The sequence below is a fragment of the Heyndrickxia oleronia genome, from assembly GCF_017809215.1.
Classification (GTDB): Bacteria; Bacillota; Bacilli; order Bacillales; family Bacillaceae_C; genus Heyndrickxia; species Heyndrickxia oleronia.
The window spans coordinates 1,653,452-1,679,316 of record NZ_CP065424.1; the positions used below are offsets into that span (position 1 = coordinate 1,653,452).

Annotated in this window: 26 protein-coding genes and 3 other annotated features; of the genes, 23 read left to right on the forward strand and 3 right to left on the reverse strand. The window is 35.0% G+C overall.

Annotated features, from left to right (window positions below; genetic code table 11):
• Window positions 1–74: 74 nt before the first annotated feature.
• The 19 genes from I5818_RS08270 to I5818_RS08360 all read left to right on the forward strand — a co-directional run bounded on the left by I5818_RS08270 (window position 75) and on the right by I5818_RS08360 (window position 18,254).
• Window positions 75–551 (forward strand): MaoC/PaaZ C-terminal domain-containing protein, encoded by a 477-nt coding sequence (locus I5818_RS08270; RefSeq protein ID WP_058006641.1) that lies wholly within the window; start codon window positions 75–77, stop codon window positions 549–551.
• 99 nt (window positions 552–650) lie between these two features.
• Window positions 651–1,625 carry an FtsH protease activity modulator HflK gene (hflK, locus tag I5818_RS08275; RefSeq protein ID WP_058006640.1) on the forward strand — a complete coding sequence of 325 codons (975 nt, stop codon included), beginning with the start codon at window positions 651–653 and terminating at the stop codon, window positions 1,623–1,625.
• Window positions 1,615–2,550 (forward strand): protease modulator HflC, encoded by a 936-nt coding sequence (gene hflC, locus I5818_RS08280; RefSeq protein ID WP_058006639.1) that lies wholly within the window; start codon window positions 1,615–1,617, stop codon window positions 2,548–2,550. Before hflK ends, hflC begins: the two co-directional genes overlap by 11 nt.
• 109 nt (window positions 2,551–2,659) lie before the next feature.
• Window positions 2,660–5,293: a DNA polymerase I gene (polA, locus tag I5818_RS08285; RefSeq protein WP_078110225.1), complete on the forward strand. Its 2,634-nt coding sequence runs from the start codon at window positions 2,660–2,662 to the stop codon at window positions 5,291–5,293.
• Between the two features lie 22 nt (window positions 5,294–5,315).
• The gene (gene mutM / locus I5818_RS08290; protein WP_058006637.1) at window positions 5,316–6,149 is read left to right on the forward strand and encodes a DNA-formamidopyrimidine glycosylase; all 834 of its coding nucleotides are present in this window, start codon (window positions 5,316–5,318) and stop codon (window positions 6,147–6,149) included.
• Between the two features lie 73 nt (window positions 6,150–6,222).
• Window positions 6,223–6,855, forward strand: coding sequence for a sporulation membrane protein YtaF (gene ytaF / locus I5818_RS08295; protein WP_058006636.1), 633 nt, complete (start codon window positions 6,223–6,225; stop codon window positions 6,853–6,855).
• Window positions 6,856–6,879: 24 nt separating this feature from the next.
• Complete coding sequence (coaE, locus tag I5818_RS08300) at window positions 6,880–7,482, forward strand: dephospho-CoA kinase (protein ID WP_058006635.1); 603 nt, start codon at window positions 6,880–6,882, stop codon at window positions 7,480–7,482.
• 184 nt (window positions 7,483–7,666) lie between these two features.
• Window positions 7,667–8,698, forward strand: coding sequence for a glyceraldehyde-3-phosphate dehydrogenase (locus I5818_RS08305; protein WP_078110224.1), 1,032 nt, complete (start codon window positions 7,667–7,669; stop codon window positions 8,696–8,698).
• A 226-nt stretch (window positions 8,699–8,924) separates the two neighbouring features.
• The gene (speD, locus tag I5818_RS08310) at window positions 8,925–9,302 is read left to right on the forward strand and encodes an adenosylmethionine decarboxylase (RefSeq protein ID WP_058006633.1); all 378 of its coding nucleotides are present in this window, start codon (window positions 8,925–8,927) and stop codon (window positions 9,300–9,302) included.
• A gap of 120 nt (window positions 9,303–9,422) precedes the next feature.
• The gene (gene nrdR, locus I5818_RS08315; RefSeq protein ID WP_058006632.1) at window positions 9,423–9,878 is read left to right on the forward strand and encodes a transcriptional regulator NrdR; all 456 of its coding nucleotides are present in this window, start codon (window positions 9,423–9,425) and stop codon (window positions 9,876–9,878) included.
• Between the two features lie 82 nt (window positions 9,879–9,960).
• Entirely contained in the window at window positions 9,961–11,358 is a 1,398-nt protein-coding gene (locus I5818_RS08320) for a replication initiation and membrane attachment family protein (RefSeq protein ID WP_058006631.1), read from the forward strand.
• A gap of 7 nt (window positions 11,359–11,365) precedes the next feature.
• Window positions 11,366–12,301, forward strand: a complete 936-nt coding sequence (gene dnaI, locus I5818_RS08325) for a primosomal protein DnaI (protein WP_058006630.1) — start codon at window positions 11,366–11,368, stop codon at window positions 12,299–12,301.
• Between the two features lie 92 nt (window positions 12,302–12,393).
• Window positions 12,394–13,242: a putative sporulation protein YtxC gene (locus tag I5818_RS08330; RefSeq protein WP_058006629.1), complete on the forward strand. Its 849-nt coding sequence runs from the start codon at window positions 12,394–12,396 to the stop codon at window positions 13,240–13,242.
• Window positions 13,243–13,315: 73 nt separating this feature from the next.
• Window positions 13,316–13,544 (forward strand) — a binding site (T-box leader).
• 177 nt (window positions 13,545–13,721) lie between these two features.
• The gene (thrS, locus tag I5818_RS08335; protein ID WP_058006628.1) at window positions 13,722–15,647 is read left to right on the forward strand and encodes a threonine--tRNA ligase; all 1,926 of its coding nucleotides are present in this window, start codon (window positions 13,722–13,724) and stop codon (window positions 15,645–15,647) included.
• 219 nt (window positions 15,648–15,866) lie between these two features.
• Window positions 15,867–16,004, forward strand: a sequence feature (ribosomal protein L20 leader region).
• A 151-nt stretch (window positions 16,005–16,155) separates the two neighbouring features.
• Complete coding sequence (gene infC / locus I5818_RS08340) at window positions 16,156–16,659, forward strand: translation initiation factor IF-3 (protein WP_058006627.1); 504 nt, start codon at window positions 16,156–16,158, stop codon at window positions 16,657–16,659.
• A 22-nt stretch (window positions 16,660–16,681) separates the two neighbouring features.
• Window positions 16,682–16,882: a 50S ribosomal protein L35 gene (gene rpmI / locus I5818_RS08345; protein WP_058006626.1), complete on the forward strand. Its 201-nt coding sequence runs from the start codon at window positions 16,682–16,684 to the stop codon at window positions 16,880–16,882.
• A 28-nt stretch (window positions 16,883–16,910) separates the two neighbouring features.
• Entirely contained in the window at window positions 16,911–17,270 is a 360-nt protein-coding gene (gene rplT, locus I5818_RS08350; protein WP_058006625.1) for a 50S ribosomal protein L20, read from the forward strand.
• Window positions 17,271–17,337: 67 nt separating this feature from the next.
• Complete coding sequence (locus I5818_RS08355; RefSeq protein WP_071976974.1) at window positions 17,338–17,604, forward strand: DUF1294 domain-containing protein; 267 nt, start codon at window positions 17,338–17,340, stop codon at window positions 17,602–17,604.
• A gap of 80 nt (window positions 17,605–17,684) precedes the next feature.
• A complete protein-coding gene (locus I5818_RS08360; RefSeq protein ID WP_071976975.1) occupies window positions 17,685–18,254 on the forward strand; it encodes a TVP38/TMEM64 family protein in 570 nt (189 codons plus the stop codon).
• 17 nt (window positions 18,255–18,271) lie between these two features.
• Here I5818_RS08360 and I5818_RS08365 read toward each other — a convergent pair whose 3' ends face one another.
• Window positions 18,272–18,664: a hypothetical protein gene (locus tag I5818_RS08365; protein ID WP_058006622.1), complete on the reverse strand. Its 393-nt coding sequence runs from the start codon at window positions 18,662–18,664 to the stop codon at window positions 18,272–18,274.
• Between the two features lie 163 nt (window positions 18,665–18,827).
• Here I5818_RS08365 and I5818_RS08370 point away from each other — a divergent pair, with 163 nt between their 5' ends.
• Entirely contained in the window at window positions 18,828–19,913 is a 1,086-nt protein-coding gene (locus I5818_RS08370; RefSeq protein ID WP_071976976.1) for a M42 family metallopeptidase, read from the forward strand.
• Between the two features lie 84 nt (window positions 19,914–19,997).
• Here the strand turns inward: I5818_RS08370 and sspI are convergent, their stop codons facing one another.
• Window positions 19,998–20,207: a small acid-soluble spore protein SspI gene (gene sspI / locus I5818_RS08375; protein ID WP_058006618.1), complete on the reverse strand. Its 210-nt coding sequence runs from the start codon at window positions 20,205–20,207 to the stop codon at window positions 19,998–20,000.
• Between the two features lie 115 nt (window positions 20,208–20,322).
• On the opposite strand from sspI, the gene I5818_RS08380 reads away from it, so the two are divergent.
• From I5818_RS08380 to pheT, 3 genes are all read left to right on the forward strand, one after another.
• A complete protein-coding gene (locus tag I5818_RS08380) occupies window positions 20,323–21,078 on the forward strand; it encodes a TrmH family RNA methyltransferase (RefSeq protein WP_078110223.1) in 756 nt (251 codons plus the stop codon).
• A 55-nt stretch (window positions 21,079–21,133) separates the two neighbouring features.
• Window positions 21,134–21,362 (forward strand) — a binding site (T-box leader).
• A 90-nt stretch (window positions 21,363–21,452) separates the two neighbouring features.
• Window positions 21,453–22,490, forward strand: a complete 1,038-nt coding sequence (pheS, locus tag I5818_RS08385; RefSeq protein ID WP_078110222.1) for a phenylalanine--tRNA ligase subunit alpha — start codon at window positions 21,453–21,455, stop codon at window positions 22,488–22,490.
• 19 nt (window positions 22,491–22,509) lie between these two features.
• Window positions 22,510–24,924 (forward strand): phenylalanine--tRNA ligase subunit beta, encoded by a 2,415-nt coding sequence (gene pheT / locus I5818_RS08390; RefSeq protein WP_078110221.1) that lies wholly within the window; start codon window positions 22,510–22,512, stop codon window positions 24,922–24,924.
• 156 nt (window positions 24,925–25,080) lie between these two features.
• On the opposite strand, the gene I5818_RS08395 is transcribed toward pheT, so the two are convergent.
• Complete coding sequence (locus I5818_RS08395) at window positions 25,081–25,725, reverse strand: Bax inhibitor-1/YccA family protein (RefSeq protein WP_078110220.1); 645 nt, start codon at window positions 25,723–25,725, stop codon at window positions 25,081–25,083.
• Between the last annotated feature and the right edge of the window lie 140 nt (window positions 25,726–25,865).

A 25,865-nucleotide genomic window follows, 5' to 3' on the forward strand; every position in this document is an offset into this window, starting at 1 on the left:
TCTATCGAAGTACTTATTAAATATTATGATATAATAAATGTAATCGTTTTCAAAAACAAAGGGGAGATGTTGTAATGCTTTTAGGAAAAAGGAGAAAGATTGGGAGAAAAATTGAAGAAATATCTATTGGAGAAAAATTAACCTTAACTGAAACAGTTGAGGATAAGGACCTCCTTCTATATTTAGGACTGACAAATGATGCAAATCCATTATACATACAACATGATTATGCTGCCCAAACTCCATTCGAAAAGCCAATTGTACCAACAATCATGCTAACAGGTATGATTACATCGGCTATATCCAAGTATTTACCAGGTCCGGGGTCACATGTGGTTACTCAGAAATTAGAATTTTTAAAACCTATCTATCATTATAGCTCGATTCATTTCCTATTCGAAGTAGTAGATGTACATCCAGATAAACATTTGATAGATATTCAAATTCAAGCAACCAATGATGCAAACGAAACAGTTATTCAAGGTTTTTTAACTGTATGTCCACCACATAGAATAGAAACATTAAATGAAAAAGTATTAGATAATTTTTGAAACGATCCAATAATCGGATCGTTTTTATTTTTTTCGGAACCTTTTACAAATAAATACGTACATAAAGATAGATAAATAGGGGGAGAAAGGGTGGTTTGATTGAGTTTAAAAAGAATTTATACAATTACAGGATTCATTATAGCAATCATTATCCTTGGGATTGTGCTTGTTTCTTCTTGGTATACTGTGGATGAATCAGAGCAAGCAGTGATACTAACATTTGGTAAAGCAGAGGAAGCTATCCAGGAACCAGGACTCCATTTTAAGTTACCTTGGCCAGTCCAATCGGTTGAAAAGCTTTCACGAGAGACTTTTAGTTTGCAATTTGGTTATGATCAAAAGAAAAATAAGGTGAAAGATTACCCTGATGAAACAAAAATGATTACTGGGGATGAAAACATCCTCATGGCTGATTTAGTTGTACAATGGAAAATAACTAATCCGGAGAAATATCTATTTAATTCTGAGCAGCCGAATCAAATTTTATATAACGCTACATCATCTTCTTTGAGAAGTATTATAGGAAGCTCGAAAATTGATGATGCACTTACATCTGGGAAAGCTGAAATAGAGGCAGGTGTCCGTGAATTATTGACTTCATTAATTGAAAAATATGACATTGGTATTTCAATAATGGCGGTAAAATTACAGGATGTTGAGCTCCCGAATACAGATGTCCGAAAAGCCTTTACAGATGTCACGGATGCGAGAGAAACAATGAATACGAAAATTAATGAAGCAAAGAAATACGAAAATAAGCGAATGAATGAAGCAGAAGGAGAGAAGGAAGCACTAATATCTAGAGCCGAAGGGGAAAAAGCATCCAGAATTCAAATAGCTCGTGGGGATGTTGCAGTATTCAATAAACTTTATAATGAATACAAAAAAAATCCTGAAATTACTAAAGAGCGCCTAGTCATTGAAACGCTTGAGCAGGTTCTTCCTGGGGCAGAAATCTACATTATGAATGATGACGGGAATACGATGAAATACCTGCCGATCCGTCCGTTAGAAAAAGAAACACCAATAACAGAAAAGAAAGAAGAGGGAGGCGACCAAAATAATGAAGGATGATAACGTCATTAATATGAAAGAGACAAAGCTTGGGGAAATGAACTGGAGAAAGTATACAAAGATTGGGATGTTTTTTATTATTTTAATCATTATTTTCGGGCTAATCCTATCAAATATCTTTATTGTTAAAGAGGGAGAATATAAGGTCATCCGGCAATTTGGTGAAGTGGTAAAAATCAAAAGTGAACCAGGATTGGGCTTTAAGCTGCCATTTATTCAAAGTGTGACAACACTTCCAAAATATCAAATGACCTATGATGTCTCGAAAGCAGAAATTAATACAAAAGATAAGAAACGAATGATTATAGATAATTATGCTATTTGGAAAATAGTAGACCCTAAAAAAATGATTACCAATGCTAGAAATGTTGATAATGCTGAAAATAGAATGGAAGAGTTTATTTATTCAGTTGTCCGTGCCGAATTAGGAAACTTAAATTATGAAGAAATTATTAATGATGAAGTATCATCGAGAGGAAGTTTAAATGATAAGGTTACTGATATGGTTAACGATCTTTTAGCTAAGGATAACTACGGCATCGTCGTAACTGATGTTCGGACGAAAAGAACCGACTTACCTGAGGAAAATGAGCAATCCGTTTATACTCGAATGATTTCTGAAAGAGAAACGAAGGCACAAGAATATTTGTCTAAGGGTGATGCTGAGAAAAATACGATCGAGGCCAAAACGGATAAAGTAGTAAAAGAAATGCTTTCAAAAGCTCAAGCGGATGCAGAAGTAATCCGATCCGAAGGAGAAGGAGAGGCAGCTAAAATCTATAATGAAGCTTTCTCGAAAGATAAAGAGTTTTACCATCTTTTTAGAACATTAGAATCATACAAAAAGACAATTGGTGACCAAACAATGATCATTCTCCCATCAGATTCACCATATGCAAAATTATTAATGGGCTATACAAAATAATAGACTGATATGGTCAGCAACGATGCTGGCCATTTTCCTTTTCAGGCGTGTACATGATAAAATGGGGTAAGGTAACTACTCGGATACGATAAATCTGGAGGGGAAACGATTGGAAAAAAAGCTAATATTAATTGATGGAAATAGTATCGCCTATCGGGCATTTTTTGCCTTACCATTATTAAACAATGATAAAGGGATCCATACCAATGCCATTTACGGTTTTACAACGATGCTAATGAAAATTTTGAATGAAGAAAAGCCTTCTCATTTATTAGTGGCTTTTGACGCAGGGAAGACGACTTTTCGTCATAACACATTTAAAGAATATAAAGGAACGAGGCAGAAAACACCACCTGAGCTTTCGGAACAATTTCCATTTATTAGAGAGCTACTAGATGCCTATGGGATTAAAAGGTATGAATTAGAAAACTATGAAGCTGATGATATTATTGGGACACTCTCTCTTCAGGCTGAAAAAGATGGTTTTGAAGTGAAGGTAATATCTGGAGATAAGGATTTAACACAGCTTAGCTCAGAACATACAACAGTATGCATTACCAAAAAAGGGATCACAGAAATAGAGGAGTATACACCAGAGCACATTAAAGAAAAGTATGGTTTAACTCCAGAGCAAATTATTGATATGAAGGGATTAATGGGTGATTCATCGGATAATATTCCTGGAATTCCTGGAGTCGGAGAGAAAACAGCCATTAAACTATTAAAGGAATATGAAACAGTAGAAAACTTATTACAATCTATTGATCAAGTTAGTGGAAAGAAATTAAAAGAAAAAATCGAGGAATATCAAGAACAAGCAATCATGAGTAAAAAGCTTGCAACAATTACTCGTGAAGCTCCTGTAACTATATCAGTGGATGAAACAGCTTATGAAAATAGTAATGATGAAAAACTAGTTACTCTTTTCAAGGAGCTAGGTTTTAATTCATTAATAGATAAATTAGATGTCAAACATAACCCTGATCAAAAGGAAGAGTTCGACAAGCTCGAATATCAAATAATTGAAGAAATCACAGATGAACTGTTTACGAACGAGAGTGCTCTTTATTTGGAAATCTTTGAAGAGAATTATCATACGGGTGAAATAATTGGTCTAAGTATTTGTAATGAAAATGGAGTATTTTATTTACCGGTAAAGACTGCTTTGAATTCTAGTGCATTTAAAACATGGGCGCAAGACGAAACAAAGAAAAAATTTGTATATGATGGAAAAGCTGCAGTTGTTGCTTTAAGACGTTTTGGTGTGGAGCTGAAAGGAATAGATTTTGACTTATTAATTGCTTCTTATTTACTCAATCCTTCGGAAACTGTGGAAGATTTTGCATCCGTTGCGAAACGTCACGGGTATAACATGGTTCATAGTGATGAAGAGGTGTTCGGTAAAGGGGTGAAGCGAAAAGTTCCAGAAGAGAACATCCTTGCTGATCATGTAGTGAGAAAGGTTGTTGGAATTGCTAGCTTGGTTAATTCTTGCTTAGAGGAGCTTGAGAAAAATGATCAGCTAGAACTCTTTACAGAGCTTGAGCTACCTCTTTCATTTATATTAGCAGATATGGAATCAACTGGAATCATGGTGAATATTGACCGTTTAAAACAGATGGGGGAAGAATTGACTGAACGTTTACAATCAATAGAAGAAAAAGTGTTCGAATTAGCTGGTGAGTCATTTAATATTAATTCTCCAAAGCAATTAGGTGTTATATTATTTGAAAAACTAGGATTACCTGTGTATAAGAAAACTAAAACGGGTTATTCAACATCTGCAGATGTACTTGAAAAGCTTGAATCTGAACATGAGATTGTTAAGGAAATCCTCCACTATCGTCAATTAGGTAAATTACAATCTACCTATATTGAAGGTTTATTAAAAGTTGTTCATTTAGACAATAGTAGGATTCATACAAGATATAATCAAGTTCTTGCTCAAACAGGAAGACTAAGCTCAGTTGACCCCAATCTTCAAAATATCCCCATTCGACTAGAGGAGGGACGTAAATTAAGACAAGCCTTTATCCCAACTGAAGAGGATTGGTTCATTTTCTCTGCTGATTACTCACAAGTAGAGTTGCGTGTATTAGCTCATATTGCGGGTGATAAAAAGCTTATCGAAGCTTTTAACGAAGATATGGATATTCATACGAAGACAGCGATGGATGTATTCCATGTGAAAAAAGATGAAGTAACCAATAATATGCGTCGGCAAGCAAAAGCAGTTAACTTTGGAATAGTTTATGGAATTAGTGATTATGGGTTATCACAAAATTTAGGTATTACAAGGAAGGAAGCAGGGAAATTTATTGAACGCTATTTTGCGAGTTATCCTGGGGTAAAAGATTTTATGACGGATATTGTTCAGGACGCAAAACAAAAGGGTTATGTTTCAACAATTCTAAAAAGAAGAAGATATATACCTGAAATAACTAGCAGAAACTTTAATATTCGTAGCTTTGCCGAGAGAACTGCAATGAATACACCGATTCAAGGAAGTGCCGCTGATATTATTAAGAAAGCAATGATTGATATGGCGGCTAGATTAAAACAAGAAAACCTACAAGCACGTCTTCTTTTACAGGTACACGATGAATTGATTTTTGAAGCTCCTAGTAATGAAATAGATATTTTAAAGAAAATTGTACCTGAAGTGATGGAAAATGCAGTTCAATTAGTTGTACCTCTTAAGGTTGACTATGCATACGGTCCTACATGGTTTGATGCAAAATAAGTAATAAAAGAGGAGATTTATGATGCCTGAATTACCGGAAGTAGAAACGATTAGAAGAACATTACAGAATCTTGTAGTAGGGAAAACGATTGATAATGTACAGGTGCATTGGCCTAAAATCGTAAAAAAGCCGGTTGAGGTTGAACAATTTAAGGATGCATTGATTGGGGAAACAATTACAGATGTTAATCGAAGAGGGAAGTTTCTAATTATTAATCTAAATACTTACGCTCTCGTTTCCCATCTACGTATGGAAGGGAAATATGGTTTATTTAATAGTGATGAACCATATGATAAGCATACACATGTCATATTTCATTTTACTGATGGAACAGAGCTGCGTTATCGCGATGTCCGAAAATTTGGGACAATGCATTTATTTTTGAAGGGTGAAGAAAACAACGACCTTCCATTATCACAATTAGGTCCTGAACCGTTTTCAAGCTCATTTACTAACCAATATTTGCAGGGAAAACTTAAGAAAACTGAACGAAAGATAAAACCTGTACTTTTAGACCAAACAATTGTTACAGGACTTGGAAATATTTATGTGGATGAAGCATTGTTTAGAGCAAAGATACATCCTGAACGAAAGGCCAACACCTTGAATAGCGATGAACTAATAAATCTTCATCAAGAAATTATCGCTACCTTATCTGAAGCTGTAGAAAAAGGTGGGAGTACGATTCGTTCCTATGTAAATTCCCAAGGAGAGATTGGTATGTTCCAATTGCAATTACTTGCATATGGGCGTAAAGGGGAAGAATGTAAACGATGTGGAACCCCTATAGAAAAAATTGTCACTGCGGGTCGAGGAACTCATTTTTGTCCAAACTGTCAAAAGAATAGGCCCTAATTAAATTTTAACATCTGATAAGCTCCTTCCATATATTATAGTTAGTGATGTGAGAACAGGAAGGAGCTTTATCATGGGCTTTCAGTTATCACTCTTTTTAATGGCTTTTGCTGTTAGTTTAGATAATTTTAGTGCAGGTTTTACTTATGGTTTAAGAAAAATGAAAATCCCGATAAAATCTATATTGATTATAGCGATTTGTTCAGGACTTTCATTGGGAATTGCATGTGTCTTTGGGAGGATTCTACAGTCGTTTATCGATCCTAATCTCGCCAATCGATTGGGTGGTATCATATTAATTTTGATTGGCATTTGGGTCTTGTATCAATTTTTTAAGCCAGAAAAGGTATCAACAAAAGAGGATGAAAAAGTAGTATTAAATGTTGAAATTCGTTCACTCGGTGTAGTCATAAATATATTAAAAAAGCCAACGAGTGCGGATTTTGACAATTCCGGAGCCATAAATGGAATTGAAGCGTTTATGCTTGGATTTGCTTTGTCTTTAGATGCCTTTGGAGCTGGAATTGGAGCAGCTATGCTTGGATATTCTCCAACCTACTTAAGTATTCTAGTTGCGTTAATGAGCTTTTTATTTGTAACAGGTGGATTAAAATTAGGAAAAATGTTCTCCCATCTTAATTGGATGCAAAAAATTTCTTTTTTACCGGGTGTATTACTAATATTAATCGGAGTATTTAAATTTTAGTGAGGTTTTAGTGAGGTTATAAATATGGCAAAGATTATAGGACTAACCGGTGGTATTGCGAGTGGAAAAAGTACAGTTTCTAACTTATTAAGAAGAAAAGGCTTTGCTATTGTGGATGCAGATATTGCTGCTAGAAAAGTTGTTGAAATTGGTGAAGATGCCTATAAACAAATAGTTGAAGCCTTTGGTCCAGAGATTTTACAACAAGATCAGAATCTGGACAGAAAAAAACTGGGAACCATTGTTTTTCATGATGAAGAAAAACGGCTAATGCTAAATCAAATTGTTCATCCCGCTGTTAGAGAATACATGCAAAAAGAAAAAGAAACAGCTCTTAAACAGGGAAAAGAGACGGTTATTATGGACATTCCATTATTGTTTGAAAGTAACCTCGGTTATATGGTAGATCAAACGATCCTAGTCTATGTTGAGCAATCCATTCAATTACAAAGACTGATGGATAGAAATCAATTCACGGAGGCAGAGGCGATGGCAAGAATTCAATCACAAATGCCACTTGAAGAAAAAATTGAGAAATCTGATGCTGTGATTAATAATAATGGAACGATTGATGAGACAGAACAACAATTAGATGAAATCATTACAAAATGGTTCCTTAAACCTTAAATTTATAAGGTAAATAGAATAACACAAATAAGGGAGATTCCTATAAATATTAGGAATCTCCCTATTTTTATTTGGAATTTATAAATAGAAACATATTTGTACTTACATAATTCGATTAATGTGTTATACTATTTTTAGAAAATCCACTTAATGAGTATAACTTTAATATTGGAGGCTAACATTGATGAAAACAAGAATAGCAATTAATGGATTTGGTCGAATTGGACGAATGGTATTCCGAAAAGCGATATTAGAGAATGAATTAGATATAGTAGCGATCAATGCAAGTTATCCTGCAGAAAGCTTAGCACATTTAATTAAGTATGATACTACACATGGGAAATTTGAGGCAGATATTCTGTCAACTGAAGAAGCATTAATTGTTAATGGACATCGAATTAAACTCCTTAATCAACGTAATCCAGGAGAACTTCCGTGGAAAGAGCTGAATATAGATATTGTTATTGAGGCAACTGGTAAATTTAATTCACGAGAAAAGGCTGAACTTCATTTACAAGCCGGTGCCAAAAAAGTGATCTTAACTGCCCCTGGGAAAAATGAAGATGTAACTATTGTCATGGGAGTAAATGAAGGCGCATTAAAAATTAATGAACATGACATCATTTCAAATGCATCATGCACAACAAACTGTTTAGCACCAGTAGCAAAAGTATTAAATGAGCAATTTGGCATTGAAAACGGATTAATGACAACTATCCATGCCTATACGAATGACCAAAATAATATAGATAATCCGCATAAAGATTTACGACGTGCCCGTGCATGTGCGCAATCCATTATACCTACAACAACAGGAGCTGCTAAAGCGTTAGCCCTCGTTCTACCAGAACTGAAGGGGAAGCTACACGGAATGGCTTTAAGGGTACCAACTCCAAATGTCTCCTTAGTTGATTTAGTTGTAGATTTGAAGAAAGAAGTTACTATTGAAGAGGTAAATGAGGCGTTTATTACAGCTGCCTCAGGCTCCTTGCATGGAATCCTAGAATTTACGACAGAGCCACTAGTATCAGTTGATTTTAATACGAATCCACATTCAACTATTATTGATGGCTTATCGACCATAGTGATGGATGGACGGAAAGTGAAAGTTCTTGCATGGTATGATAATGAGTGGGGATATTCCTGTCGAGTTGTAGATTTAACTAAATTTGTTGCCAAAGAAATGAATACAAAGTCAAAGGTAAACATAGGATAAAATATATGAGCTTGCTATCCATGGATAGCAAGCTTTTTTTATCATTCTATTGCAAAAAGAATTTAAACAAAGTATACTATTTTTCGTGAAGTTAAAAATTTAATATTTGTGGCTACTTAAAGGGTTAGGACCTCTTTGGACTAACTTTCCCCCGTGGTAGTTACATTTGTGCTTTTCACAATGTTTTTTAACCGCAAAAATATTAAGTTTGAAGGGGGAACGATCAATGGAAACTATGGGTCGTCATGTAATTTCTGAATTATGGGGTTGCGATTTTGAAAAGTTAAACAATATGGATTTTATTGAAAAAACATTTGTTGATGCAGCATTAAAATCTGGCGCTGAAATTCGCGAGGTGGCTTTTCATAAATTTGCTCCACAAGGTGTGAGCGGTGTAGTTATTATTTCTGAGTCACATTTAACTATTCACAGCTTTCCGGAACATGGATATGCTAGTATTGATGTTTACACATGCGGGAATTTAGATCCGAATATTGCCGCAGATTATATAGCAGAAAGTTTACATGCTGAAAAGAGGGAAACGATTGAATTACCTCGTGGCATGGGAGCCGTACAAATTAGCAAAGAACAAGTAAATGTATGAGAAAATAATATAAAAAAAGAGCAACGAGGTGTATAGACATACACCTCGTTTTTTTCTTGTGCTTTTCACAAGTTTTCTATATCATGAAGATATTAATGATCTTTGAACGGAGTTGATCATATGAAATGTCCTTCATGCTCACATAATGGAACTCGCGTGGTTGATTCACGCCCTATTGATGAAGGCCGCTCTATACGGAGAAGAAGAGAATGCGAAATATGTAACTATCGTTTTACAACATTCGAAAAGGTCGAAGAATCTCCTCTTATCGTCGTGAAAAAGGAAGGGGTACGCGAGGAGTTTAGTCGTGATAAAATATTACGAGGTTTAATAAAAGCTTGTGAAAAAAGACCTGTGGCTCTTGCGGAATTAGAAAAAATAACGTTAGATATAGAGCAGCACTTAAGAAATCAAGGATATTCTGAGGTTAACTCGGAGTTAATTGGTGAACTGGTTATGGACAAGTTAGCAAAAGTAGATGAGGTTGCATATGTCCGGTTTGCTTCGGTTTATAGGCAGTTTAAGGATATCAATGTTTTTCTTGAGGAATTGAAAGAACTAATAAAAAAAGATTAGCAAATGGAGGGTGACCCAACTAATGAGTGTTTTACACTTAGGGTCACCTTTTCAAATCAATGTGTTTTGAGGAAGTGTAGACATGAATCAGATGTGGAATGAGGTACAGCCTGTTGATCGGTACCAGGTAACTTCAAATGGAATCCTACATGAATATGATCGGAAGGTCATCTCGTTTCTTTATCAACCATTAATTGGAACTAATTGTTATAGCTTGTATTCGACTCTTTGGAACGAAATTGAAATCAATAGGATATGGTCGGATGATTGGACACATTATCATTTAATGAATTTTTTGGGATTAAATTTGAGAGAAATTTATGAAGCCCGTTTAAAGCTTGAGGGAATTGGACTATTGAAAACATACATGAAAAAAGATGGGGAAGAACGAGGTTTTATTTATGAGCTCCAGCCACCCTTATCCCCTGAACAATTTTTTACGGATGGGATGTTAAATGTTTTTTTATATAGACAATTAGGGCATAGTCATTTTCAACGGATGAAAAAGTTTTTCTCGGACCATGTGATTGACAGAGATTCACATAAAGAAATTACTCGATCATTTCAGGATGTATTTACTACGAATAATGATCCTTTTATCCAGGATATGGATGCTCAAAACGCAAGTCTTATTGAAAACAATAGTCAGTATATCTCAAGAAATGAAACGAGTAAGATACAAATAGAAGTAGCGAATTTTGATTTTGAATTATTGTTTGCTGGATTAAATGAATACCTAATTCCAAGGAAAGCTATCACTCGTCAAGTGAAGGAAGCAATATCCAACCTTGCATTCTTATATAGTATTAACGCGATTGAGATGAAAAGTTTATTACTGAGTTCATTAAATGCAGAACAGGAAATTGATATTAATGATTTGAGAAAAGCAGCGAGAGATTGGTATCAACTGGAACATGCAGATGGGGTCCCGCAATTAGTTGACCGAATTCAACCGGGATTGCAACGTCAAGCTGGTGTAAATGATACAATGACACAGGAAGAACAATTAGTCCATTATTTGGAAACAACCTCGCCGCGTCAATTATTAATTGATATTTCGGACGGTGCAGAACCTTCCAAAGGCGACCTTGTTGCAATCGAAGAGATAATGTTTCAACAGCAGCTTCCTCCAGGAGTTGTCAATGTACTAATTCATTATGTTATGCTTAAGACAGATATGAAACTCACTAAAAATTATATAGAAAAAATAGCCTCTCATTGGGCAAGAAAAAAAGTCAAGACGGTGAAAGAGGCAATGGATCTTGCAAAAAATGAGCACCGACAGTATCAGCAATGGGCTAAAAACAAGGATCAAAAAACACAAAGAAAACAACCGATTCGCAAAGAAAAATTACCTGATTGGTTTAATGAAGAAAATAATCAGACCGAAGAAAAAAATCAACTGAAAGAGAAAGAGTCGATGGAGGAAAAGCGCCGAAGATTAGAATCAATTCAAAATCAATATAAAAATCGGAGGTGAAGTATAGATGGAAAATATAAATGATACATTAAAGAGATTTACTATGAATAGTCGTTTTCAACAACAAATGAATGATATAAAAAGAGAAGTGATCAATCACCCGGATATACGTGAGTTTCTTAGAAAGCACCAAGATGAGATTACTACATCAATGATTGAAAAAAGTTTAATGAAGCTATATGAGTATAAGGATCAATCAAAGGACTGTAGGGACTGTCCTAGTTTAGATTCTTGTGTAAATATGATGAAAGGTTTTGAACCAGAAATTATTTTGCGAAGAGACTCGATTGATCTCCACTATCGTCCATGTAAAAAGAAACGAATAGCTGACGAAAGAAAGAAATCAAGAGAATTAATTCAAAGCATTTATGTACCAAAGGAAATATTACAAGCTTCATTTGGTGATTTTTCATTGGAATCGGATGGACGGTTAACGGCATATGAGTATGCAGAGCGATTTGCTCGAGAATATGAACTAGGTAAAAAAATGAAGGGGCTCTATCTTTATGGGAAATTTGGTGTTGGGAAATCCTATTTATTAGGGGCGATTGCTAATCATTTAGCTGAAAATAAACAAATTTCCTCCTTGATTGTTTATGTGCCAGAGTTTTTCCGAGAAATGAAGCAATCATTAAGTGATCATTCTACAAATGAAAAACTAGAGGTTGTAAAAAAAGCCCCTCTATTAATGCTAGATGATATTGGTGCAGAAGTAATGACAAGTTGGACACGTGACGAAATATTAGGATCGATCATGCAATTTCGTATGCAAGAAAACTTACCTACCTTTTTTTCATCCAATTTTGATTATGGGGAACTACAACATCATCTTACTTATTCTCAAAGAGGAGAAGAAGAAAAAATAAAAGCTGCCCGAATCATGGAAAGAATTAAATACTTATCGATTCCAATACGTGTAGATGGACCGAATATGCGACACTAGTCTAGATACATTTAAGTAACTACTACTTCTAAATTGTCCAAGCATCCCATATATATATATCATGGATGATTCCATGTAGAGGGGGGATATGCTTGGATTTTGTTTTTAAAGAATTATCTGATGCAATTTGGCTACATGAATATTTTATCAAGAAAAATCAAACGATAACATTTTATGAAACAACTTTTCAAAATCAAAAGCAATATATTTTAACGATTGATAATCATAAGGTTCCAATACAAGAAATACAATCTGGATTTATTCAATTTATTCTAATAAAAAAACGAATGGATTGGGCTCGAGATATTCTCAAAGAATATTTTTATTATAAAGAGGAGTCCGAACAAGATAATATTTTGGACATTGTAACGGAAATGTTTGATGGCGAACGTCCAGAACTTATGAAAATGGTTGGTGTAATGAATGATGAAGTGATGATACGAGAGGCAATTCTCTCTTTATTTGATGATCATAAATCGATTTCTTTTGACTCATTAATCAAGTTTCGCTTAAAAAAATATTTTGAACAATTGATTCAATATGTTGAAATGGCGATAGATGAATATAAAATGGAACAAGAGTATCAAGTATTTATTCAAATGTTAAGAGATTATTTGGCTAATCGTAAGGCATGTATGGACACTGTTCGTATTTATTTTGGTGAGTATGGGAAGTTTTATAGTAAAGAATATCAGGAATTATCAAAAGAGCAGATTTCAGAAATGATTGATAGAAGATTAATTACGAATCATCCAGTCTATATTGATTCTGTTACAATTGCTCCTTTACTGTCCATTGCGCCCAAAAAAATATATTTATACGCAGATTCTGCAGATAATGGATTGATCCGAACCATTCAAAATATTTTTGAAGAAAGAGTTATCCTTTTAGAGAAAGAACAATTTTGGAAAGAAAAAAACAGTTATCCTATTAATCACTAAAAAATTTATTGACACACCTCTTGATTTTCTCGGGTGAACCATCTATAATTACGTACATATTCAATCAAAATAGTTAAATGTATTGATGAGGACAAGAGTATTCCTTTACGGTTCCCAGAGAGGAAAGAAATGGTGAAAGCTTTCCAACACGAATTGAGTACTTACCACCTCTAAACTTCAACTGCGAACGTTTAAACTATTAGTAGTTGACGGACACATTCCGTTATAATGATCCGAAGTCATATCATCACATTGATATGAAAACTTAGGGTGGAACCACGTGTATATAACTCGTCCCTTTCATAGGGAACGAGTTTTTTTATTTTAGGGCTCTTTAAAAAGTTTTGTAGCAAGTGAGTATAATGAATGCTATTGATTACAACTAAAAAATGTAGTAAAAACGCAAAAAGAGTCTACATAATATAATCTGCTGTCGTACCAAATAAGGTACTCACGCATTAATGAAGGAGTGGTACAGAATGTCAGAAGTGATTAAAATGACTTTTCCAGATGGTGCTGTAAAGGAATTTCCTAATGGAACAACTACTGAAGATATTGCAGCATCTATTAGTCCTGGATTAAAGAAAAAAGCAATTGCAGGGAAAGTGAATGAAAAATTAATTGATCTTCGTACGCCAATTGCGTTTGATGGATCAATTGAAATCGTTACACCCGACCATAAGGATGCATTAGAGGTACTACGTCATAGTACAGCTCATTTAATGGCACAAGCTGTTCGGAGAATTTTTGGAAATGTGAAATTAGGAGTAGGGCCAGTTATCGAAGGTGGATTTTATTATGATATGGACCTTGAAGTATCTATCACACCTGAGGATTTACCGAAAATAGAAAAAGAAATGAAGAAAATTATTAGCGAAAATCTTGAAATCGTACGTAAGGAAGTTTCTCGTGATGAAGCAAAAGAACTTTTTGCTGGTGATGAATATAAGCAAGAACTCATTGATGCAATTCCTGCTGATGAAAAAGTAACGATTTATGAACAAGGTGAATTCTTTGATCTATGCCGTGGAGTACATGTTCCTTCTACAGGTAAAATTAAAGAATTTAAATTATTAAGCATTGCGGGAGCATATTGGCGCGGCAATAGCGATAATAAAATGCTTCAACGTGTATATGGAACAGCCTTCTTTAAAAAAGAGGACTTAGAACAGCATTTGAAATTTCTAGAAGAAGCGAAGGAAAGAGATCATCGTAAAATCGGGAAAGAATTAAATTTATTTACAACTTCCCAAAAAGTGGGACAAGGTCTTCCAATGTGGCTACCAAAGGGAGCAACAATCCGTCGTATTGTTGAGCGTTATATTGTCGATAAGGAAGAACGTCTTGGCTATAATCATGTGTATACACCAATTATGGGGAGTGTTGACTTATATAAAACAAGTGGACACTGGGATCATTACCAAGAAGATATGTTCCCTGTAATGGAGATGGATAATGAACAATTAGTTCTTCGTCCAATGAACTGTCCGCACCATATGATGATTTATAAAAATGGCATTCATAGTTATCGAGAATTGCCAATTCGAATAGCTGAGCTAGGTACAATGCACCGTTATGAAATGTCAGGTGCACTTTCAGGATTACAACGTGTTCGCGGAATGACTTTGAATGATGCACATATATTTGTACGTCCTGATCAAATAAAAGAGGAATTCCAACGTGTAGTTGAATTAATCATTGCCGTCTACAAAGATTTTGATATCACTGACTATTCCTTCCGTTTATCCTATCGTGATCCGGAAGATAAAGAAAAGTACTTTGATGATGATGAGATGTGGAATAAAGCACAAAGCATGTTAAAAGAAGCAATGGATGGATTAGGACTTGAATACTTTGAAGCAGATGGTGAAGCAGCTTTCTATGGTCCGAAATTAGATGTTCAAGTTCGTACAGCATTAGGAAAAGACGAAACTCTTTCTACAGTTCAACTTGATTTCTTATTACCTGAACGCTTTGATTTAACATATGTAGGAGAGGATGGGAAACCGCATCGTCCAGTCGTTATCCACCGTGGAGTGGTATCAACAATGGAACGCTTTGTCGCTTATTTAATCGAGGAATACAAAGGTGCGTTCCCTACTTGGTTAGCTCCTGTACAAGCTGTAGTTATCCCTGTATCACCTGAAGTTCATATTGATTATGCGAAACAAGTCGAGGAAAAACTTCGTGCTGAAGGATTTAGGGTTGAATTAGATTCACGGGATGAAAAAATTGGTTATAAAATTCGTGAGCATCAAATGCAAAAAATTCCATACATGCTTGTCGTTGGAGATAATGAGGTAAGCGACAATGCCGTTAATGTACGTAAGTATGGCGAACAAAAATCTGAAACAGTATCTTTTGAACAATTTGTCGCAGATTTAAAAAAAGAAGTTGTAAAATAAAAAAAGTCTAATGTTAGTTATGCACTTGGAGCTCGTCAAAGCTGGACTGACTTTGGTAGTGCATGCCATATTTTCTTATCTTTAAAAAAACTATTGCAGATTAGTTAGGATTTTGCTAATATAGATGATGTTGCAAAAAGAAATTCTAATGATTAAAAGCCATTTGACATCAAATTATGATGTATGATATATTATCTAAGGTAAATTGAATATTTATTTGAGGAAAAGAAGAAGCACCCGCTTCTCGCCTGATTGACGCAAGTTTGCAGTTGGCAGGTTTCGAAATTCATCACATTCTAACTATTCATGCGAATGTAAAGTGCGGGTCCTTTTTACGGCCTGCACTTTTCTTGTTTATGAAACCTATGTTAACGATAAAAATTGTGTTCAAATGAGATCAGGCAGGAATTCTTAACCCAAATCATGTATTCGACTAAAGTTGCTTTATGCGATCAGAAAATCTGATCCCCGCAAAAAACCTTGGAGGTGGCTAATTATTAGCAAAGATATGATGGTTAATGATGGCATTCGTGCCCGAGAAGTTCGTCTTATTGGTCAAAATGGCGAACAGCTAGGTGTTAAATCTCGAAATGAAGCAATAGAGATCGCATCACGAGTGAATCTTGATCTTGTTCTTGTTGCTCCAAATGCAAAACCGCCAGTAGCCAAAATTATGGACTATGGTAAATATCGATTTGAACAACAAAAGAAAGAAAAAGAAGCACGTAAAAACCAAAAAGTCATCAATTTAAAAGAGGTTCGTTTGAGCCCTACGATTGATGAACATGACTTCAATACTAAGCTTCGCAATGCACGTAAGTTTCTTGAAAAGGGCGATAAAGTAAAAGCTTCTATTCGTTTCAAAGGTCGTGCCATTACACATAAAGAAATTGGTCAAAAAGTTCTTGATCGTTTTGCAAATGAATGTGATGACCTTGGCACAATAGAATCTAAGCCAAAAATGGACGGTCGTAGTATGTTCTTAGTATTAGCACCAAAAACTGAAAAGTAATGTCTGAAGGAGGAAATATCCTATGCCAAAAATGAAAACTCACCGCGGCTCAGCAAAGCGTTTCAAAAGAACAGGTTCTGGCAAACTAAAACGTTCTCATGCTTACAGAAGCCATTTATTTGCAAATAAAGTAACGAAACAAAAACGTAAACTTCGTAAAGCAACACTAGTATCAAAAGGTGATTTTAAACGTATTCGTCATATGCTTGACAATCTTAAGTAATGAGCGATTTATATAGGAGGGAAATAATATGCCACGTGTAAAAGGCGGAATTGTTAGCCGCAGACGTCGTAAAAAAGTTCTTAAATTAGCAAAAGGTTATTTTGGTTCAAAACATACATTATATAAAACTGCCAATGAGCAAGTAATGAAATCTTATATGTATGCTTACCGTGACCGTCGTCAGAAAAAACGCGACTTCCGTAAGCTTTGGATTACTCGTATTAATGCAGCTGCACGTATGAACGGTCTTTCTTACAGCCGTTTAATGCATGGATTAAAGCTTGCTGGTATCGAAGTAAACCGTAAAATGCTTGCTGATTTAGCTATTCATGATGAAAAAGCATTTACAGAACTTGCTAACCAAGCAAAATCTCAATTTGCAAAATAATTTTTTTAGAATTTAGTCATCCTTGTTTTGAATGAGGGTGACTTTTCTTATTTATGAGGGATGAAAAATGTTAAAAGGACTATTAATAAGCTACTGCTTTATTGTAAATGTTATTGGATTTATCGTTATGGGCAGGGATAAAAAATTAGCCAAAGCACATAAATGGAGAATTCAAGAAAAAACTCTATGGGGATTGGCCTTCATTGGTGGAGCCATTGGAATGACAATCGCCATGAATGTATTTCATCATAAAACAAGGCATCTTCTATTTAAAGTGGGTTTTCCATTCCTTGCAATTGTTGATCTTGTTATTTTTATAATTCTCTTAAGATAGTCATAACCATTGATTTTATTAAATATGTTTAAATAGAGTACAACATCTTGAGTAAATCAACAGTGGTGGGGTGAAATAAGATGGATGAGAGATTATTAATGCTATTCTCTTTTGTGGAGGGTAGCATCGTATTGGCACCCTTTATGTTTATTCTATTTCATTTACTTCGGCAGTTTTTATTTATCCCTGTAGCAGTGGTTTGCATGGCTGGGGGAATATTATTTGGCAGTATGCTAGGAATTATATACTCTTTAATTGGATTATTACTTTTGTCTGCTATGTTTTATGCTTGCATTAAGAGAATGCCAAAAACATATGAAAAGCTTTTGAAAATAAAATTAAAATGTTTTGGTCATCACGCAAAATTAACTACAGGACAAATTGCAGTTTTACGACTAATACCATTCTTTCATTATCATTTATTAAATATTTGTTTACTTGAAAGACACCCAGACTTTAGAGGCTACTTAAAGGGATCTGTTCTTTCAAATATCCCACTAGTCGTTTTTTATACCGTATTCGGTCAATTTATCTCACGCTTTACCCCTACAATTATTATCATCATTCTCTTTGCATTATCCATCCTATTTTTTATTTTACGAGAAAAAGTGGTTGTAATTAAATGGAGAGAATTTTTTCCTGAAGCATAAAAAAACTGCTGAGCCTATCAGCAGTTTTTGTTTTTTGTTACTAGTTCTTTAATTGGACTTTTCCAATCAATAGTAGCATTAGGATACCTTAGGGTGATTTCCTTTTCTAAAAAAAGAAAGTCTTGATAGGTTAATCCGTTTAATGCATTTACATTATGAGGCCATACAAAAATTGAAATAACCTCAAAGGATTGGTCTGTTGTTCCTAAATACTTTTCTCCCTCAAATAGAACGCCATTGTAAGTAATGAGAAAGTTTTTTCGAATATTTTCTGAGTCATCAAAAAAGAAATACCGTTTTTCTTCATGTGCTAACTCCAATTTCCGCTTTGGATTAAAAAGATATTTTATCATTTTAACGATAAGGTAAAGGATTAAAAAGAAAATTGCTAGTCTTACGAACCAAAGCATGGTTTTAGCCTCCAATATTGTAATCTTTTCAATGCATACGATTAAGTTTCAAAAAGGATTCATTTTTTTAATATTTTTTTATGAAATTTAATTTTTGTATTTTTTTGATTATATCTATTATAATAATAGCTGTACATATACACTATTATTGGAGGTCAGACAAATGGCAAAGCTTGATGAAACACTAATAATGCTGAAAGACCTAACTGATGCAAAAGGTATTCCGGGCAATGAACATGAACCTAGAGAGGTAATGAAAAAATACATTGAATCCTATGCAGATGAAATTGAGTATGATGGTTTGGGCAGTTTAATTGCCAAAAAAATTGGCGATGAAAATGGTCCAAAAATTATGGTTGCCGGTCATTTAGATGAAGTTGGCTTTATGGTTACACAAATTGATGATAAGGGCTTCTTACGCTTCCAAACGGTAGGTGGCTGGTGGTCACAAGTCATGCTTGCTCAGCGAGTAACAATTGTGACGAAAAAGGGTGATTTAACTGGGGTCATTGGTTCCAAGCCACCACATATTTTATCTCCCGAAGCTCGTAAAAAGCCTTATGAAATAAAAGATATGTTTATTGACATTGGTGCATCAAGCAGAGAAGAGGCAATGGAGTGGGGCGTGCTTCCTGGTGATATGGTTGTACCGTACTTCGAGTTCACTGTGATGAACAATGAAAAAATGCTATTAGCGAAAGCTTGGGATAACCGTATTGGCTGTGCTATTGCAATTGATGTTTTAAAGAATTTAAAAAATGAAAAGCACCCTAACATTGTTTACGGAGTAGGAAATGTTCAGGAGGAAGTCGGACTTCGTGGAGCGAAAACTGCTGCAGCGAAAATTGAACCTGATATCGGCTTTGGTGTTGATGTAGGAATTGCTGGAGATACACCAGGAATTACTGAAAAAGAAGCTTTAAGTAAAATGGGGAAAGGACCACAAATTATTCTTTATGATGCTTCAATGGTCTCCCATAAAGGCTTACGAGATTTAGTTGTAGGGGTTGCTGAAGAATTAGATATTCCATATCAATTTGATTCAATTGCTGGTGGAGGAACAGACGCGGGATCTATCCACTTAACAGCTAATGGTGTACCATCACTTGCAATTACAATTGCTACACGTTATATTCATTCTCATGCAGCTATGTTGCATCGAGATGACTATGAAAATGCTGTGAAGCTCATTACTGAGGTGATCAAACGCTTAGACCGTGAAACAGTAAATAAATTAACATTTGAATAAGATCCTTAAGTGTTTTGACCTTATAGGAAACTGAATTTTTTTATATATAAAGGACTGTCATATGACAGTCCTTTATATTGAAGTTTACCCCTTCAATCCTTCTTCTAATGTTTCTAGCATCATATGCTTTTCTTGGTCATCTGCATGATTCCAAATGACTTCAAATAATACTCCTAAGCCTGGAAGCATTTTTTCTTCGCCTCTTTGAATTGCATCTACAATGGTATCTTTAAGTTGTTCCTGATTGTTACCAGAAACATTATGAATTATTGCATTACGGAGATTTAAATTCATGTAATACACTCCTTTTTTCAAATTAATCATTGTTAGGATGTCACTTAAACCAATGTTATATGTATAAATATTAGGTTATAATGAGATATTGAGAAATGGAAAGGGAGTACAGAAGGTGAAGTTTATTGAGTCAATTAAAAATCAACAAGTAAAGCAATGGAAAAAATTATTAACTAAAAAAGAGCGTGAAAAAACACAGACCTATTTAGTAGAAGGATTTCATCTTGTTGAAGAGGCGTTAAAAGATAAAAATAATATTATTGAAATTATATTAAGTGAAGATATTGAGATTCCAGTAACTTGGGATATTCAGCAATTATCATTGACTAAAATTACTTCGGAAATTAGTAAGGCAATATCAGATACTGAAACAACACAAGGTGTATTTGCAATATGTAAGATGAAGCAACCGAGCTTTCAAACATTAAAGGGAAAATCCTTTTTATTAATCGATGCCGTCCAGGATCCAGGAAATTTAGGGACAATCATCCGAACAGCTGACGCAGCAGGAATGGATGCTGTTATTTTAGGTGAAGGGACTGTGGACTTATTCAATCCTAAAGTTCTACGTTCTGCTCAAGGAAGTCATTTTCATATTCCTGTTCTTTTTGGAAGGCTTGAGGATTGGATTCAAAAATTTAATCAAAACCAAATACCAGTGTATGGAACATCATTGGAAAATGGAGTATCTTACAAACAAGTAGAACCTAGTTCTGAATTCGCTTTATTGGTTGGCAATGAAGGAAATGGTGTGTCTATGGATTTACTTAGCCTAACGAAGAATAATTTATATATCCCTATCATTGGGCAAGCAGAATCATTAAACGTAGCCGTAGCTGCTGGCATATTAATGTATTATTTAAAGGTTTAAAATAAAATTTGATATTCATTCCATAAAATACTATAATATAAACAATTGCATAAAATAAAAGACACTGAAAGGGAAAAGTAACTTAATGTCACCATTAAGGGAGAAAATGCCTTTGACTGAGAGCATTTTTATGGAAAAATTAAGTGAAGTTCACCCCTGGAGTCAGCATCGGGACCGTTGCTAATAACGTAAAGATGCCTCGGTGAAAAGCCGTTATGAAATGAAGATGAGCATGAAAAAGATGCTAATTAGGGTGGTACCGCGATGATAACCTCGTCCCTTTGTAGGATGAGGTTTTTTTATGTTTTTTTATGAGCGGGTAAAAAGTCTATGTAGGCTTTTTTGTCAGCTCATCATTAAGAGGAGGTAAAATAATGGAGCAAAAATTAAAAGATTTGCAAACGGAAGCATTAGCGAAAATTGAACAAGCTGAAGACTTGAAAACATTAAATGAAATTCGTGTTGCATATTTAGGTAAAAAAGGACCGATAACAGAGGTTTTAAGAGGAATGGGACAGTTATCTGCTGATGAACGTCCAAAAATGGGAGCTCTTGCAAATGAGGTGAGGGAATCCATTAGTCAAAAGATTGAAGCAAAGCACACATCATTAGAGAAGGAAGCAGTTGAAAAACAATTAGCCGCGGAGACAATTGATATCACCTTGCCTGGACGTCCTGTCAAGAGTGGAAATCATCATCCATTAACAAGGGTAGTCGAGGAAATAGAAGATTTCTTTATTGGCATGGGTTATAAAATTGCCGAAGGACCTGAAGTGGAAAAGGATTACTATAATTTTGAGGCACTAAATTTACCAAAAGGGCATCCTGCTCGAGATATGCAAGATTCTTTTTATATTACGGAAGATCTTCTTCTTCGTACACATACATCACCAGTCCAAGCGAGAACAATGGAAAAGCATGAAGGCAAAGGGCCAGTGAAAATTATTTGCCCAGGTAAAGTCTATCGTCGTGATAATGATGATGCAACCCATTCTCATCAATTTATGCAAATCGAAGGACTTGTGGTTGATGAAAACATAACAATGGGTGATTTAAAGGGAACATTAGAATTATTTGCGAAAAAAATGTTTGGTGAAGAGCGTGAAATTCGCTTACGTCCAAGTTTCTTCCCATTTACTGAACCTTCAGTAGAGGTAGATGTCTCTTGTTTCTCATGTGGGGGAAAAGGCTGTAATGTTTGTAAAAAAACAGGCTGGATTGAAATGCTTGGAGCAGGGATGGTTCATCCTAATGTTCTACAAATGGCAGGATTTGATGCAAATAAATATACCGGTTTTGCTTTCGGGATCGGAGCAGAGAGAATTGCAATGCTAAAATATGGTATAGATGATATTCGTCATATGTACACCAATGATACTCGATTCTTAAAACAATTTTCCACACATGAATAAAAGGTAGGGAGGAAAAAACATGTTTGTTTCATATAAATGGTTAAAGGAATATATTGATTTAAAAGATATTTCCGCTGAAGAATTAGCAGAAAAGATTACTAGAAGTGGTATTGAGGTAGAAGGAGTAGAACATAAAGCTTCTTCAATTAAAGGTGTCGTTGTTGGCTACGTAATGGAATGTGAAAAACATCCAAATGCTGATAAATTGAACAAATGTTTAGTGGATCTAGGTGGGGAAGCGCCTGTACAAATCATTTGTGGAGCGAAGAACGTAGCAAAGGGGCAAAAAGTTGCAGTTGCCACAGTTGGAGCTGTTTTGCCGGGTAATTTTAAAATTAAAAAGTCAAAACTTCGTGGTGAAGAGTCTAATGGTATGATCTGTTCCCTACAAGAACTTGGGATTGAGGGAAAATTAATCCCTAAAGATTTCGCTGAAGGGATTTATGTATTTCCTAGCGATGTAGAAGTTGGGTCTGACGCTATTGCGTTACTGAATCTAGATGATAAGATTCTAGAATTAGGCTTAACTCCGAACCGTTCTGATTGTTTAAGTATGTTAGGTGTGGCATATGAAGTGGCTGCTATCCTTGGCACTGATGTGAAATTACCAAATACAAAGGGAGAATCTTCAGTGGAAAAAGCTTCTGATTATGTATCGATTAAGGTCGAAGCACCAGAAGAAAATCCACTATATGTAGCAAAGATTATTAAAAATGTTAAAATAGGACCGTCTCCATTATGGATGCAAACAAGATTAATGGCGGCAGATATTCGCCCACATAATAATGTCGTTGATATTACGAATTATATATTACTTGAATATGGTCAACCCCTACATGCATTTGACTATGATAAGCTAGGTTCAAAGGAAATAATCGTACGCCTTGCACATGAAGGTGAAACGATCATTACGCTTGATGATAGTAAGAGAACATTAAAAGCAAATCATTTAGTTATTACGAATGGGAAAGAACCAGTGGCAATGGCTGGTGTGATGGGTGGAGCGAACTCAGAAGTTGGTGATACAACGACAACGGTTTTACTTGAATCAGCTTATTTCAATGGTCAAACTGTTCGTAATGCATCAAAGGATCATGGCTTACGCAGTGAAGCAAGTGCTCGTTTTGAAAAAGGAGTTGATCCAAATCGTATTCATGATGCCGCGGAGCGTGCAGCGAAGTTAATAGCAGAATATGCAGATGGTGAAATTCTTGAAGGTATAGTTGAAGTGAATACAATGAAAATTGAACCAGCAGTTATTGAAATTTCATTAGAGAAAATAAACCGAGTGCTTGGAACGGAAATTACTGAAACACAAGTTTTAGATATATTTACTAGACTTCAATTTGAAGTGAAAACAGAAGATACAACTTTTATAGTAACTGTACCAACTAGACGTGGGGATATTACGATTCAAGAGGATCTTATCGAAGAGGTAGCTAGACTTTATGGATATGATCATCTACCTACAACTTTACCTACAGGTGCAACAACACCTGGTGGATTAACAGATGTTCAGAGTAAACGACGTGCGGCAAAAAGATATCTGGAAGGTGCAGGATTATATCAAGCAATTACCTATTCATTAACTAATGAAGAGAAATCAACAATGTATGCATTAGACAAACGTGAGCCGATACGTCTAGCAATGCCAATGAGTGAGGAAAGAAGCCATTTACGTTTAAGCATTCTTCCAGGTTTATTAGATGTTGTTTCATATAATCTTGCTAGAAAAAATGAATCGGTAGCTTTATATGAAGTTGGTTCTGTATTTTTAAAAACAACAGATCAGGAGCAACCAGAGGAATTTGAGCATTTAGCTGGTGCAATTACTGGTATATGGCATTCTCAGCTTTGGCAAGGTGAAAAAAAATCGGTTGATTTCTTTGTCGCTAAAGGAATTCTTGAAGGACTATTTGATAAACTTGGTGTTAGTCATTCAATTGTTTATAGAGCGGCTGCTATCGAAGGAATGCATCCAGGTAGAACAGCAGAAATCTTATGGAATGATGAAGTGATTGGATTTGTTGGGCAAATTCATCCGCAAGTACAAAAAGATATGGATTTAAAAGAAACTTATGTATTTGAATTAAAAACAGCATCAATTTTTGCAAATGAAGTTCAACCACTGCACTATACATCAATTCCACGATTCCCTTCAATGACAAGGGATATTGCACTTGTTGTTGATCGCAATGTAGAAGCTGGCACTCTTCAACAAATTATTGTCAGTGCAGGAGGCTCTTTATTAAAAGAGGTATCTATTTTTGATCTTTATGAAGGTGAGCACATGGAGCCAGGAAAGAAATCCATTGCTTTCTCATTAAAATATTTTGATCCAGAACGAACATTAACAGATGAAGAAGTAGTTAAGGCACATGACAAAGTACTCGAGGCAGTGAAGCAGCAGGCAGGTGCGGAGTTAAGGGGTTAAGCTTATCCAAGGAATACATTGGGATAATTTTTTGACTTCATGCTATATAAACACACCACTATGTGTCATCGAGAAAGTTTGAAGACTAAAAAAGAATCTAATTAAAGTGTAAACACTTAAATTAGATTCTTTTTTTTTGTGAAAGTTTAAGGAGAACTAGTCCCTGCTAAGGAATCCGAAAAATCTTAATAGATTAAGGAATAAATTAATGAAATCTAAGTACAGATTGAGAGCTAATAATGGCACTGCTTCATCAGTAAAGTCCATATTTTTCATACGATTAAAATCGTACATAATGTATAGTGAAAATACGACTGTTCCGATAATTGAAGCTACGAATAGTGCTGTTGATGAAAAAGGAACAAAAATATTGATTAATCCTATCACAACAAGAGCTAGTAGGGCAGTTAATAGAAATCCGCTTAAAAACGATAAATCTTTTTTGGTTTTTGTACCAACGAAACTCATTACTGCAAATATAACTAGTGTTCCAGTGAAAGCTGATATTAGTACTTGTGCTCCTGATGTAGCTGCATAATAAGCAACAATTGGATAGGTTGTAATACCTGAAATAAAAGTAAAGGCAAATAAAAATGCGTAACCAACACTTTTACGCTTACGAACGAAAAATGCAGCTAATAGCAATACGAATTCTACGATCATTAAAGGCATAAATAGTGCTGGAGGAACCATTGTCCCAATTAACATCCCGACAACTGCTACGAGTAGGGATAAAGCAAAAGCCTTAAGCACGGAACCCATTAGGTCACGCTTACTACTTGTCGAATATACCTCTTGCATTATTATCTCACTTCTCCTTTTTTTACTGTATTCTATCATATATTTACATACTATTATATATACGGAAATTTATTCAACAAGGTTTCATTTTTTAGGATTTTTTTCTCAATACCATATTGTTAATTAGCTAATGTTTAACT